13 protein-coding genes are annotated in these 14460 nt (G+C 30.2%); 6 read left to right on the plus strand and 7 right to left on the minus strand.

The features are described from left to right. Positions 1 to 39: 39 nt before the first annotated feature. From WHD07_RS13540 to pruA, 3 genes are all read right to left on the minus strand, one after another. Positions 40 to 426 carry a DUF2306 domain-containing protein gene (locus WHD07_RS13540; protein WP_343328835.1) on the minus strand — a complete coding sequence of 129 codons (387 nt, stop codon included), beginning with the start codon at positions 424 to 426 and terminating at the stop codon, positions 40 to 42. 99 nt (positions 427 to 525) lie between these two features. After that, positions 526 to 1419: an IS1595 family transposase gene (locus tag WHD07_RS13545; protein WP_343328482.1), complete on the minus strand. Its 894-nt coding sequence runs from the start codon at positions 1417 to 1419 to the stop codon at positions 526 to 528. Positions 1420 to 1488: 69 nt separating this feature from the next. Then, positions 1489 to 3114 (minus strand): L-glutamate gamma-semialdehyde dehydrogenase, encoded by a 1626-nt coding sequence (gene pruA, locus WHD07_RS13550; protein WP_343328836.1) that lies wholly within the window; start codon positions 3112 to 3114, stop codon positions 1489 to 1491. 154 nt (positions 3115 to 3268) lie between these two features. Between pruA and WHD07_RS13555 the strand changes: the two genes are divergently transcribed. Then, a complete protein-coding gene (locus WHD07_RS13555) occupies positions 3269 to 3973 on the plus strand; it encodes an NRDE family protein (RefSeq protein ID WP_343328837.1) in 705 nt (234 codons plus the stop codon). Here the strand turns inward: WHD07_RS13555 and WHD07_RS13560 are convergent. Continuing rightward, complete coding sequence (locus WHD07_RS13560) at positions 3951 to 4871, minus strand: DUF3667 domain-containing protein (RefSeq protein ID WP_343328838.1); 921 nt, start codon at positions 4869 to 4871, stop codon at positions 3951 to 3953. The genes WHD07_RS13555 and WHD07_RS13560 overlap by 23 nt on opposite strands. 134 nt (positions 4872 to 5005) lie before the next feature. Next, positions 5006 to 5392 (minus strand): Co2+/Mg2+ efflux protein ApaG, encoded by a 387-nt coding sequence (gene apaG, locus WHD07_RS13565; RefSeq protein ID WP_343328839.1) that lies wholly within the window; start codon positions 5390 to 5392, stop codon positions 5006 to 5008. A gap of 419 nt (positions 5393 to 5811) precedes the next feature. Between apaG and WHD07_RS13570 the strand changes: the two genes are divergently transcribed. The 3 genes from WHD07_RS13570 (at position 5812) to WHD07_RS13580 (ending at position 8016) form a co-directional block, all read left to right on the plus strand. After that, a complete protein-coding gene (locus WHD07_RS13570) occupies positions 5812 to 6138 on the plus strand; it encodes a hypothetical protein (protein WP_343328840.1) in 327 nt (108 codons plus the stop codon). An 83-nt stretch (positions 6139 to 6221) separates the two neighbouring features. Continuing rightward, on the plus strand, positions 6222 to 6554 hold the full coding sequence (locus tag WHD07_RS13575) for a hypothetical protein (RefSeq protein WP_343328841.1): 333 nt from the start codon (positions 6222 to 6224) through the stop codon (positions 6552 to 6554). A 127-nt stretch (positions 6555 to 6681) separates the two neighbouring features. Next, positions 6682 to 8016: a sigma-54 dependent transcriptional regulator gene (locus tag WHD07_RS13580; RefSeq protein WP_343328842.1), complete on the plus strand. Its 1335-nt coding sequence runs from the start codon at positions 6682 to 6684 to the stop codon at positions 8014 to 8016. Here the strand turns inward: WHD07_RS13580 and WHD07_RS13585 are convergent. Both WHD07_RS13585 and WHD07_RS13590 read right to left on the minus strand, forming a co-directional pair. Continuing rightward, positions 8009 to 10438 (minus strand): ATP-binding protein, encoded by a 2430-nt coding sequence (locus WHD07_RS13585; RefSeq protein ID WP_343328843.1) that lies wholly within the window; start codon positions 10436 to 10438, stop codon positions 8009 to 8011. The two genes, WHD07_RS13580 and WHD07_RS13585, sit on opposite strands and share 8 nt — an antisense overlap. 43 nt (positions 10439 to 10481) lie before the next feature. Beyond that, entirely contained in the window at positions 10482 to 11693 is a 1212-nt protein-coding gene (locus WHD07_RS13590) for a DUF5103 domain-containing protein (RefSeq protein ID WP_343328844.1), read from the minus strand. 211 nt (positions 11694 to 11904) lie between these two features. Between WHD07_RS13590 and WHD07_RS13595 the strand changes: the two genes are divergently transcribed. Next, positions 11905 to 13254, plus strand: a complete 1350-nt coding sequence (locus tag WHD07_RS13595) for a Na(+)-translocating NADH-quinone reductase subunit A (RefSeq protein ID WP_343328845.1) — start codon at positions 11905 to 11907, stop codon at positions 13252 to 13254. A gap of 4 nt (positions 13255 to 13258) precedes the next feature. Next, positions 13259 to 14458 carry an NADH:ubiquinone reductase (Na(+)-transporting) subunit B gene (locus WHD07_RS13600; protein WP_105047445.1) on the plus strand — a complete coding sequence of 400 codons (1200 nt, stop codon included), beginning with the start codon at positions 13259 to 13261 and terminating at the stop codon, positions 14456 to 14458. Positions 14459 to 14460 lie beyond the last annotated feature (2 nt).

Raw genomic sequence — 14460 nt, forward strand, 5'->3', positions numbered from 1 at the left:
AAAACCACATTATAAAATAATGTGGTTTTTTTATGGTTATTAGCCAAAAAAGAAGGTGTGTAAAAACCGACCTGGAGTTAATGTAAAACCTCCAGCAATAACTATTGCTCCAAAATAAAGAAAGATCATTTTTAGTTTATGTTTTTTAATTTGCCCTTTTTTCACGGCAATTATAGCTGTAGGAACACTGTATAATGTTAGAATACTAAATAAATGTATGCAACCAAAATGATTTAAAAATTGAGTACCAACTTGAGCGGGCATAAAAAGTGTAATGATGGCTGTAATTATCATTAAAGACATATAAATTTTACCTAATAATCTATGAAAAGGAGTTCCTTTTTTCACTAATAAAAGGTATGCACCAATAAAAACACAAGGCATAACTGTTAACAAATGCGAGTGCATTAAAAATTTATATCCCATATATTTTAAGAAGTTTTTGTCTAAAATAAGGAAATAAAAAAAACCGTATCAAATTTCGATACGGCTTTTTTAAAATAAAATATTTATAGAGGTCAGTAGTTAGCTACATATAATTTGTTTGTGGCTAACTTTTTCTTTTTTGACCATTTTAGTTATAAGATTATTGAATATTGTTGCTTTGCTTTGTGAACGGTTAATTCTAAAACAAAATTCATTAAAATATCTATTTATATTAGAATTACTTACCCAAGAATACGTTGTTCTTATCCATGATTTTACTTGATGAATCATAGTGTGAAGAGCTTTAAAATTCATACCATTATTACTTTCAATCTGTGTAATATCATAAACTTTTGCAATTGGTCTGTAACCTCTCCATTTATCGGTTATCACTTTAGCATCTCTGCTAATATGATTCACAAAAATATATTGAAGCGAACTTGCTGAAAAATCTTCGATTCTCATAGCATACATTCTTTTTACTTTTCCATCATCAGTTAACTCAACAGCAGTAATGGCCTTCTTTTTCTTTACGTTATAACTTCTGCCAACTTTCTCTTTTTCGCGTCCGCCAAGTACAAATTCATCAACATGAACAGTACCTGTCATGGGATTATTCCCACTGCTTTCCATAGCTTCTCTAATTTTAAGCATAAATAAACGAGCTGTCTTTTCAGTAACACTAAAACGAACTGAAACATAGCTTGCTGAAAGACTTTTAGTGCTTGTACTCATTTCAAAAACAATAAAAAATGCCTTTCTAATACCAAATTTTACTTTGTGAAAAAGTGTGTTTGATGTTGCTGATTCTTGATGAGAACAAATATTACAAGTACGTGAGAAATCTTTTCTTATCTGAGCTTTTTTATGGCTACATTTTACACATTGAAAACCATCTTTCCATTTAATATCTGCTAGATATTTCTTACAATCTAGGTCAGTCTTAAAACGGTCAGCAAACTCTAGAAGGTTTTGTCCCTTAAAAATATTCATTTAATTACTATATTTATTGACTTCTAAGATATGAATTTAAATACTGACCTCTAAATATTTAATTTAAGATTATCCTAAAAAAGGATATTTATAATCGGTAGGCGTTACAAATGTTTCTTTAATCAATCTAACAGATGTCCAACGTAACAAGTTTTGTGCAGAACCTGCTTTGTCATTAGTACCAGAAGCTCTTGCTCCTCCAAATGGTTGTTGTCCAACAACAGCTCCTGTTGGTTTGTCATTAATATAGAAGTTACCAGCGGCATTTTCTAAAGCTTTAGAAGCTTTTTCTACAACATATCTATCTGTAGAAAAAATAGCTCCTGTTAAGGCGTATTCTGTAGATTCATCAACTAGTTTTAAAGAAGCTTCCCATGCTGCATCTTCGTATACAAAAATAGTCATTACTGGGCCAAATAACTCAGTGGTCATTGTTGTATAAGTTGGTGTTTTTGCTAAAATTACAGTAGGTTCAATAAAATAACCTACAGATTTATCGTGGTTTCCACCAACAATAATTTCTGCATCTTTATCTGCTTTTGCAGCGTCTATATAACTAGCTATTTTATCAAAAGAACCTTCGTGAATAACTGCATTTACAAAGTTAGAAGGATCTTCTGGAGAGCCCATTTTAATTTCGTTTGTTTGTGCAATTACATGTTTTTTTACTTCTTCCCATAATGATGCAGGAATGTATGCTCTAGAAGCAGCAGAACATTTTTGACCTTGATACTCAAAAGCACCTCTAGTTATTGCAGTTGCAATTTGTAAAGGGTTTGAAGTGCTGTGCGCCCAAATAAAATCTTTTCCTCCTGTTTCACCAACAATTCTTGGATATGTTTTGTAAGTATGTATGTTGTTTCCTATTTGTTTCCATAAGTTTTTGAAAACATGAGTAGAACCTGTAAAGTGTAGTCCAGAAAAGTCTGGAGACGCTAAAACAGTATCTGTAATCATTACAGGGTCACCGTACACTACATTGATAACACCATCTGGCAAACCAGCTTCTTTAAATAAATCTACAATTACTTGTGCAGAATATGCTTGATGATCAGAAGGTTTCCAAACAACAACATTTCCCATTAAAGCAGCGGCAGCAGGTAAGTTTGCAGCAATAGAAGTAAAGTTAAATGGCGTAATTGCATATACAAACCCTTCTAATGGTCTATACTCAACTCGGTTCCATATTCCTGGTGCAGATGCAGGTTGATCTTTAAAGATATCCGTCATATACTCTACGTTAAAACGGAAAAAATCTATCATTTCACAAGCAGCGTCAATCTCTGCCTGATATACGTTTTTAGATTGTGCAATCATGGTTGCAGCATTCATTTTAGCTCTATAAGGTCCTGCTAATAATTCAGCGGCTTTTAAGAAAATAGTTGCACGCTCTGTCCAAGAAACATTAGACCAAGCTTCTCTAGCTGCCAAAGCTGTAGAAATTGCAGTATCAACATGTGTTTTATCTGCAGTGTGATATTGCCCCACAACATGTTTGTGATCATGAGGAGGTGTAATGTTTTTTGTGTTTCCTGTTCTAACTTCTTCACCATTAATATGCATTGGCACATCAATATTGCTGTTAAACATTGCTTTATAAGTAGCTAATAATTCTTCTCTTTCTGCAGAACCTGGAGCGTATCCTTTTACAGGTTCGTTTACTGCTTTAGGAACGTTAAAAAATCCTCTTGCCATTTTGTATGTTTTTTTAAATTTAATCGACTAATTTTGAGTTTCAAAGTTACAATTTTTGTTTCAATAAATTTAACCGATTTTTGATGTCTTTTGTTAAGGAAAGTTTAAAGATGTGATCAAAACTCAAAGTTTTTCATAAATAGTTAAAAGATATATGTGTACTGTAAGTTACCTTCCTTTAGGAAATAATGATTTTATTTTAACCTCTAATAGAGACGAAACTCCTTTGAGGGATACAATTTCTCCTCAGAAATACATAGAAAATGGCGTTGCGTTAACGTATCCGAAAGATGTATTGGCTGGAGGAACTTGGATTGGTTTGAGTGAAAAAAAACGATTGGTTTGCCTTTTAAACGGTGGTTTTAAAAAACATGTAAGAAAGAATTCTTATAAAATGAGTAGAGGAATTATTGTAAAAAACATTTTATCTGTAGATGATGCTGTTTCTTATATCAATAATTTTGATTTTACAGAGATAGAACCTTTTACTTTGATTCTGGTAGATTGGAAAAATCAATTAGAAACTTATGAGTTGGTTTGGGATGGAGAACTAAAGCATTTTAATAAATTACCTCAAGAACCAAAGATTTGGTCTTCATCTACCTTGTATACAGAAGAAGTAAAAGAAATGAGGAGGCAATGGTTTGCAGATTGGTTGTCAGAAAATAAAGAGTTTCATCAAGCTAAAATAGTTGCATTTCATCAAAATGAAGACTTAGGAAACGTAGAAATAGCACCAAAAATGAAGCGTGAGTTTGTAGAAACAGTAAGTGTTACATCTGTAGAAAAGAGGTCTTTAGAAGTTAAAATGGATTATTTAGATTTTGTAAATGCCTCTAAAATAATGCAAAAGCAATAAATGATATAAAAAGGGCGCCTAAAGAAGTAAAAATAACAAATAGAATATTTGCAAAGATGTACTTTATAAGTGTTTTAAAATATCCTTGCCCATAAAAATTTTTCATAGCAAGATACAGGTACAATAAAAATACTAATGCAAAAAAGGACATGTAATTTACTGTTTCTTTAAAAAAGTTTATGAGGTAGAAAATAGAAAACAGTAAGAAGAAAAAAGTTTGTGTATGAAAAACAAAGATTAAATGTTCTACATATGTAAATTTTCTTCGGATGTAAATGAAACGTAAAAACAGTGTAAATAAAGGTAGTAATATAAATAGTGCAATTGAAGAATAAGAAAGTAATTGCTTATTTAATTTTTTAGCAACCGAACTATCTGTTAGAATAGTGTTTATTATTCTAGTTCTAGAATACCAGAATCTATTTGAAAAACTTTTATTGATGGCTAAACTATCTAAAGCATCATCCACATAAACCTGAGGGTTTTTTTTATGGAAATTTAGCATTTTAATAATTTTTATCTCTTTTCCTGCAACTTTAAGAAATGGCTTTTTTGTAATACTATCTTTAAGTGTAGTTAGTAAAGAGTCTACTTCTTTTGAATTATTTATAGAATCTTTCTCCTTTTCTAAATTGATATGAATACCTGGTAAAAAGTTGTTGTTACTTGATTTTTTTCCTTCTCTAAAATTATTAAAATCATTATAACTCTTTGTAGAACCAATAATTAAAAAGAATATTAAGGAAACTGTTAAGTAAAATTGAAAAGGATTAGAATAGCGTTGTCTTTTCCCTGCAATATAGTTTTTAGAAACTTCTCCGGGTTTAATTAATAAAGGGATTATTGTTGTCCAAAACTTAGCGTCAAAATTAAATAAACCATTAAAAACATAGTGCATAAAGTTAGCAAAAGTAATTCTGTGGCCTTTATTTTCTTGCCCACAATCTGGACAAAATTTTTCTTGCCCGCTAAAAGGGTGCCCACAATTTAAACATGCAGGATCTTTTAATTGAATTTCTTTTTTTGTGTTTGTTAGTTTAATGTTGCTAATGTTGTTAGTTGAAAAGTGGGTATTATTACCTTGAATTGTTCAAAAGTATCTAAATTTATCATGGTGTAAAAACCTTTCATTGCACCCATATTAGATTCTAAGAAACAACCAGAACTATAGGTGTAGGTATCGTTTGGTTTTAAGGTAGGTGTTTGTCCTACAACTCCTTCTCCGCTTACAATTTCTGTATTATAAAGTGTGTCAAAAATGGTCCAAAATCGATCTGTTAACTTTACGGTTTCGGTAGATTTATTTTCAATAGTAATTACATACCCAAAAATGTGGTGCAGCCTATTATTTCTGTAATTAGTACCTTTATATTTAGTGCTAACAGAAATTTTTATTCCTTTTGTAATTTGGTTTGTCATTGAAAGTAAATGTAGTTTTTTTATGTATAAATGACAAATGATTTTTTATCTCATTTCTATTTAAAATGTACTTTTCTAAAAATAGTTTTTTTTCTTTAAATAAAAAGGTATAAGGTTGTGTCTTATTGGATTGTGTTTATAAATACTTATTCTATTTTTTCTGATGCTCTTTTAATTGGTATTATCTCTTTATACTTACAAAGTAGCTTATTTTTTAAGTGTTGGGTAAAATTTACTCGATATACTTGTTATTTACACATGTTTTATACGGATGATGTATGGTGTTGTAAAATTAAAAATTATTTAATAACCTGGTAGTTAGTTGTTTGTGTTGTTTTTTGAATTGTTGGTTTTCTGTGGCATATTTATTTCTATATACCTAATCGTAAATAATAATTAATATTAAAACTTAAATAACTATGAGAAAATTAATTTTAACAGTAGCAGTAACAATTTTAACAGGTGGAGTTTCAATGTCTGCTTTTGCAAACGAAAACAACAATTCTAATCCAATTATTACCGTAGTAACTAATGATGGATTTAAAGAAATTACAGTAAAAGAATTGCCAGAAGCGGTTTCTAATGCAATTTTAAAAGATTTTAAAACAGCAACAATAGCTAAAGTATATGTAAACGGAAGTGAGCAATACAAAATAGAATTGACAGTTGATGAAACAGAAAGTGTTGTTTATGCAGATAAAGAGGGGAAATGGTTAAAAGAGGAAGAAGTAAATATGATTGAGTAATTTTTAGATGTAAGCATTTTTAATTTCAATATTCAGAAAATACCAAGTCGTAAATAATAATTAATATTAAAACTTAAAAAATTATGAGAAAATTAATTTTAACAGTAGCGGTAGCAATCTTATCAACTGGGGTTTCAGTTTCTGCTTTTGCAAACGAGAATATGAACAACAATTCTAATCCAATCATTAACGTAATAATGAATGATGGCTTTAAAGAAATTTCTATTAAGGAATTACCAGAAGCGGTTGTTAATGCAATTCTAAAAGATTTTAAAACAGCGACGGTTACTAAAGTATATGTAAACGGAAGTGAACAATACAAAATAGAATTGACTGTTGATGAGGCAGAAAGTGTTGTTTATGCGGATAAAGTGGGGAAATGGTTAAAAGAAGAAGAAGTAAGTGTAGAAGAGTAGAGTAGTTTTAGATCTAAGTATTTTGGGCCTCAATTTTTCAAAAGGAAAGACATTTTTTAATTAAAATGTCTTTTTTTTGATAACAATCAATTTATCTTGATATTTTTGTAAGAAATGTGTAAGCTTTATGAAAGGGATTTTATTAGTTGAAGATGATGTAGCATTTTCTGAAATGTTGAAACAATTTCTTGTTCGACATCAATATGTTGTTGATGTGAGCTACAACATAAAAAATGCTTTACAACAATTAGAAAAGAAAAATTACGACTTAATTTTTACAGATTTACGTCTTCCAGATGGTGATGGAATTGCGTTGTTAAAGCAAATTAAAAAAAGTAAACATGCTGTTCCTGTTGTTTTAATGACAAGTTATGCAGAGGTGTCTACCGCTGTACAGGCCATGAAACAAGGGGCTTTCGATTATATTTCTAAACCTTTTAATCCAAGTGAGGTCTTAGAAGTTATTAGCAATGCCTTAGAAGAAAAGACAACAAGTGTTGTTCCGGTTCAAGAAAAAAAAGAAAGTACTAAGCTCTCTACCGATTTTGTAAAAGGGATTAGTAGTTCTTCAAAAACACTTGACGAATATATTTTATTAGTTGCTCCCATTAACATGTCTGTTCTTATAACAGGAGAAAGTGGTACCGGAAAAGAAGTTGTAGCAAAAACAATTCATTTAAAAAGTCCTAGACATAATAAGCCATTTATAGCTGTAGATTGTGGTGCAATACCTAGAGAAATAGCTTCTAGTGAGTTTTTTGGTCATAAAAAAGGATCTTTTACAGGAGCAAATGAAGATAAAATAGGTCATTTTGAATCTGCCAATGGCGGAACACTTTTTTTAGATGAAGTAGGTAATTTAACTTACGAAAACCAAATACAATTGTTACGTGCTTTGCAAGAGCGAAAAATTAAACCAATTGGAAGTAGCAAAGAAATTAAGGTTGATATCCGTTTAATAACGGCAACAAATGAAGATTTGCTTGCGGCTGTTGAAAAAGGAGATTTTAGAGAAGATTTATACCATCGATTAAATGAGTTTTCTATTAAAGTACCTAATTTAAAAGACCGAAAAGATGATTTAATTTTATATGCAGATTTCTTTTTAAATAAGGCAAACCAGCAGTTAAATAAATCGGTGATTGGTTTTTCTAAAGATGTATTAACTATTTTTCAAAATTATCAATGGCCAGGTAATTTAAGAGAACTATCTAATGTAATAAAAAGAGCTACTTTGTTAACAAAATCTGAAATTATTGATGTTGAGGTTTTACCAATAGAGCTAACAAAGGTTAAAGAAAGTAAGAGTTCTTTAAACAAATTTTCTACCAAAGAAAATGAAAAAGCATTGATAATAAGTGCCCTAGAAGAAGTGGGTAACAATAAAACACAGGCCGCAAAATTATTAAACATTACTAGAAAAACACTTTATAATAAACTAAAAGAATACAACCTTAGTTAAGGTAGTTTTTTAAAGAGTTTATAAAGTTTTTTAAAAGCTCTTCAAAATCTATAAAAGACTTGTTGTCAATAGTTTTAGTGGTTTCAAATGTTTCTAAGTAAGGGATAATCGATTTTACCTCTAATTGTTTAAACATACTCAGCATTTTATGGCTTACCTCATTTAGTAAATGAATGTCCTTTTGCTGCTTTGCTTTTTTTAGAACCTCATAATTATTCTCCGTATCTGCTAAGAAAATTTGTAGTGTTTTGTTTATTGCAATTGTGTCATTATTCAAAAAAATGCTCATAGATTCAGTACTAAAATCTACAGTTTTTTTCTCTTTTATAGGAGTTGGTTTTATATTGATTTCTTTAGAACTAGCTTTAAAAAATTGCTTTAAAACAGATTGAAGCTTGTGTGAGTCAAATGGTTTTATCAATACTTCAGAAAAGCCAATTTTTAGATACTCTTCTTTAGAAATATTTGCACGCCCAGTCATGGCAATAATAGGTTGGTTTTTGTAAGATTTATTCTTTTTAAGAATTTCCATAAAATGGATGCCATTCATTTTTGGGAGTTGAATGTCGGTTAAAACAAAATCGTACGGAATTTTATCAATTGCCTCAATGGCATTTTGTGCATTATCAAACGTATGTGTTTTAATATGAAATTGGTGTAAAAAATCGCTTAGTAATTGTTGCATAGAAGAATCATCTTCAACAACCACAGCAGTTAAGTTAAAAACGCTAGTTGTGGTTTTTGTTTTATCAAGTTTAATAATTGGTTTTTTTGATAATTTTATCGGTATTTTTAAAGTAAAAGTACTACCTAGGTTTAATTCACTTTTTAAGGTTAAGCTTCCGCCTAGTAGTTCTGCCAGTTTTTTAGAGATGGTTAAGCCCAATCCAAATCCTTTTATGGTATGATCATTTGTGTTATCAACTTGATTAAAAGCTTTAAAAATTGTAGCTTTTTGATCTTTACTAATACCAATTCCAGTATCGCTTACTAAAACTTCTAAGCTATTTTTATCTCCGTTTTTCTTAATAAAACTTTCAATGGTTATTGTTCCTTCGTTTGTAAATTTACAAGCGTTTATAATTAAATTCGATAAAATTTGTTTTATTCGAAACGGGTCGCTAATAAGAAGGTTGTTAACAGAATCGTCTTGCTTAATTACAAAATCGATGGGTTTATCTTGAATACTACTTTTTGCATTCTGAATAATTTCATCAACATGATTTTCTAAGTTAAAAGGAATCGCTTTAATAGAGATATCTCCGTTTTCTAATTTCGAAAATTCTAATAGATCATCTACTAATTGTCCCATGTAGCTAGATGCACTGCGAATATGATCTATATAGTTTTTATCTTTTGTGTTTTGTGTAGATTTTTGAAGCAGTTCACTAAATCCAGTAATGGTGCTTAGTGGTGTTCTTAAATCATGGCTAACCATAGAAATAAGTTGTTCTCTACTTTTTAAAAGCGATTTTGTTGTGGTGTTGGCTTTTTCTAACTGGATACGATATCGTTGCGTTTTCCAAAAATCACCTAAAATAATAATAGAAAAAATAATAATGATAATAAAACTAATACCTGCTGCAAACAAAATAATAGTTCTACTATGATTTAGGGTTTCTTCTCTCTGTATATTCATGTTGTTAGTGTAGAGAATAATATCCTTTTCTAGGTTTCCTAAAAGTTCTTGTAGTTTTCTAGAAATTGTTAAATCGTTTTTAATAAGCTCATTTTGTTTTCTTTTTAGATATTTACGATGCTTATTTGTTTTGTTTTGAGCTTGTTTTAATATTTTTCTAGAAACGGTTACAAGCGAGTCTATTTTTTCTTGCTCAATATTGTTAATAGAATCTTTCGGAACATATTCATTAAGTGCAATCGCAAAGTTTTCTAATTTAGAGCGCGTTCCATTACCAAAAAATAAAGGGTTTTTAATAAATTCATTTATGGTAATTTTACCTAAAAGAGAGTCTATAGAACTTAATTTATTAATGGCTTTGTTAATAGATTCATCAGAATCGTAATTTTGGTTTAAGTTTTTTAAACCAATAATGTTTTTTAGTTTTTTATCAATAATTAATTTTATACTATCTAAAATAAATTCTTGCGGATTATTAGCAACAATAAGACTTAACGAATCTATTTTTGATACTAATTTTTTATTTTCATCAAGGTATTCATTAAACTTAGTTCTAGAGTTAAACTGTAATGCTGCTCTGGCTAAACTTTCGTTTTTATAGATGTCTGCAATTAAAGTTCCTGTTTTAATAATTATATTTCTGTCAGAGATATCTTGCTTTTGTAATTGCGTAAAAGTTTTTACTTCAGAAAGTATTAAAAACCCAGAAATTGTAGCTAAAAGCCCCAGTATTATGTATCCTATTAAAACCTTAAAAGTAATTCTCTTTTTAAATGATTGCATAATAGAAGTGTATTGTTAATTTTATAGCTAATTAGAATGTTTTTTAATCATTCTGATTAAAATATCCGCTGCCAATACCAATTACGCGTTCATAAAAACTACCAAATGGTTTGTAATAAATAATTACGGTGTATTCATTTTCAGTCTGATAAAAAGTACCATTTACATCATTGGTATTTAAATGATCATTGGTGTCTAAAGTAGCAAATGTATAATTGTAAAAACCTTGTTTTAAAAGAATTTCTCCGGTATACATTTTTTCTTTAGGATGGTACTGCATTTTGTTTTCTTGTGTAATCGAAAAGTCGTTAAAAGCACCGTAAACAAAAAGATCTTTATCAGTAAAAGGTTCATCAACCAAAATAGAAAAGTGCATTAGGGCATAATCGGCTTCTGTTTTAGAATCGTCGGCCTCTAGTGTTCTAACAACAAATTGACCGTTAATGTCTGGGTTGTATTTATATTCTCTGTTTTGATTGTAGGTAAAGGGATATAAATAATGATGATAAATGTCTTCTTTAACCACTTTTACAACATTTAAACTACTGTTTCTAATAAATTTATTGTCAAAATAAAAATATTCATTTCCGCCCCAAAAGTTGGTTTTGTTTGTATAAGTGTATAATAATTGATTCGGTTTAAAGAAGGTAGGTTGTATGTTGGTTATTTTTTCGTTCCAATTGTTGTTTTTTAAGATGACAACATTTATTTCTTGACTAGGGTTATTAATGGTAATGTTAGGGTGATTTACCGAAAATTGAACCGTTTGTTGTGTGTTTAATGTTTTTGTATTTCTGCTTCTTTCTACAGATACACCAACTGTGGTTGCGTTTTCATATAACACAAAACGTCTTGTAAAAATAAGCTCGTCATAACTGTTTAAAACGGATAAAAGATAATTTCCGCTTTTGGTAATTACCGTGTTTATATTAGGTATTTGAACCGTGTAATGAGAGTAACTTTGTAAGGTGTTAAATGAATTGGTAACATCTATGATGGTGTTTTGATCAAAACCATCTATGTATTGGCTTGATGATAATCTGCTAGATTGCCAATCATGCGTCATGTGTTCTATTTTGTATTGATAATCTTTGCTATCTGCCTCTAAATCGTCAAAAGATAATTCTAAAACAGTGCCTAAAGGCACGATTGCAGCGAAGTTGTTTTCTTGCAAGGGTCTTAACTGAATAGATTTTATATTTTGCGAAAATAAATTTAAGCAGAAAAAGAATAAAAAGAGATTTAGAAACTTCATATGCATATTACAAAAATAGTGTTCATTTCGTTTATTTATCAAAATTAAAGCCAAAACTTATCACTATAACGTTTTCATTTAATTTTTGTTATTTAGATTTGTTATAAATAAGAATATTTAACAAAGATAAAAGTTAAAATGTTTCCATCATAAATAGCAAAAAGCCTAAATTTGCTTGATTTTTTAAGATAACTAACAATTCCAAATTACTATGTCAAGAGACATTCGTATTAAAAAAGGCTTAGATATTAAGCTTGTTGGCGGTGCAGAAAAAACAACTAAAAGTAGTACTTTAAGTAGTATTTATGCAGTAAAGCCAGAAGATTTTCATGGAATTATACCTAAACTTATTGCCAAAGAAGGAGCAGAAGTAAAAGCGGGAGAGGCACTTTTTTATTCAAAAGGTGACGAACGTATTTTATTTCCAAGTCCGGTTTCTGGTAAAGTTGTAGAGATAATTCGTGGAGCAAGAAGAAAGGTGTTAGCAATGAAAATTGCAGCAGATTCAAACCAAGAATACAAAGAATTCGGAACCAAGGATGCAGCAAAAATGTCTGCAGAAGAAGTTAAGAATCATTTGTTTGCTTCTGGTTGTTGGCCATTTGTAAAACAACGTCCGTATGATGTAGTTGCAAATCCAAACCAAGCGCCAAAAGCTATTTTTGTTTCTGGGTATGCAAGTGCGCCATTAGCAGCAGATTTAGATTATACTTTAGCAGGTAAAGAAGCCGAATTGCAAGCTGCAATTACAGCGGTTTCTAAACTTACAGAAGGTAAAGTTCATGTATCTGTAGGTGCAAATTCTAATTCACCTTTATCATCATTAACGGGAGTAGAGTTGCATAAAGTTTCAGGACCACACCCTTCTGGGAATGTGAGTACTCAAATTGCAAAAATAGATCCTATTAATAAAGGAGAAGTTGTTTGGGTAATTACACCACAAGATTTAGTTATTATTGGTGAGTTACTTTTAACAGGTAAATTTAATGCTACAAGAACAGTAGCTTTAACAGGTTCTAAATTTAGCAAGCCGCAATACGTAACTGCCATTGCAGGTGCTACAATTGCAGATGTAACTGCTAAAAATTTAGAAAATGATAATACAAGAATCATTAGTGGAAACGTACTTTCTGGAAAGCAAGTAAAAGAAGATGAATTCTTAGGGTATTATGATAATCAAATTACAGCAATCCCAGAAGGAGACGATTATGAGTTCTTTGGTTGGACAAAACCTGTTTTTAATAAAATATCAACTTCAAGAGCGTTAACTTTTTCTTGGTTAAACCCAAAGAAAAAATACGATTTAAATACCAATACCAACGGAGAGCATAGAGCATTTGTTGTTACAGGTTCTTACGAAGATGTTTTTCCTTTAGATATTTATCCAATGCAATTGTTAAAAGCATTTATGTATAAAGATTTAGATGAAATGGAAGCTTTAGGAGGTTATGAAATAGCTCCGGAAGATTTTGCACTAACAGAATTTATTTGTGTATCTAAACAACCTCACCAAAATATTATACGTGAAGGGTTAGATTTAATGAGAGAAGAATTAGGATAAGATTATGGGCTTAAAACAAAATTTACATAATTTAAAAGAGAAATATAAAGGAACTAAAATGGCTCCTGCGTTTAACGCAATCCATACCTTTTTATATTTACCAAATGATGTTACTCACGGAGGAACTCATATAAAAGCAGCAGACGATTTAAAGCGTACCATGAATACGGTAATTATGGCTTTAATTCCTTGTTTGATTTTTGGAATGTTTAATGCAGGTTTTCAACACTATGCAGCTATAGATGGTTCTTTAAGAACGGATGTTTTAGCTAACTTTTTTACGTTGGATAATCTTTGGATTGGAATTATAAAAGTATTACCATTAGTAATTGTTTCTTATGCAATTGGTCTAGGAGTAGAATTTATTTTTGCTATTATAAAAGGTCATGAAGTAGAAGAAGGATACTTAGTAACAGGTATGTTAGTGCCATTAATTGTACCAATTGATACACCATTATGGATGTTATCTATTGCTGTAATTTTTGGAGTAGTAATTGGAAAAGAAGTTTTTGGAGGAACTGGGATGAATATCTTAAACCCTGCATTAACTATTAGAGCTTTCTTATTCTTTGCATATCCTACTTGGATGTCTGGAGATAAAGTTTGGGTATACGATGCGGTTAATAAAGCAGGAACTGCAGATGCAATATCTGGAGAAACTATTTTAGGAGCTTACGCTCAAAACCACGAAGTTGTTTATACTATTTGGGATAAATTCTTTGGGTTTATACCAGGTTCTATCGGAGAAACATCAACGTTTTTAATCCTTTTAGGAGCTGCCTTTTTAATTTTTACAAAAATAGGAAGTTGGCGTATTATTCTTTCAACATTTTTAGGAGCCGCAGTAATGGGGTTCATCTTTAATCAAGTTGTAGCGGCAGATATTATTACAGAATCTAGTAAGTTTTACGGATTGATGAACACTGTATGGTACGAGCAATTATTAATAGGTGGTTTGGCATTTGGAGCTGTATTTATGGCAACAGATCCTGTAACAGCAGCACAAACAACTAAAGGAAAATGGATTTACGGTTTCTTAGCAGGTTTTTTAGCTATTATGATTCGTGTATTTAATCCTGCATATCCAGAAGGAGTAATGTTAGCAATTTTATTGATGAATGTTTTTGCACCAACAATAGATCATTACGTAGTTCAAGGAAACATTAAGAAAAGATTAAAACGTACTAAAGTTAAAACTGCCTAATT

The sequence above is a fragment of the Polaribacter staleyi genome (assembly GCF_038024045.1).
GTDB classification, from domain to species: domain Bacteria; phylum Bacteroidota; class Bacteroidia; order Flavobacteriales; family Flavobacteriaceae; genus Polaribacter; species Polaribacter butkevichii.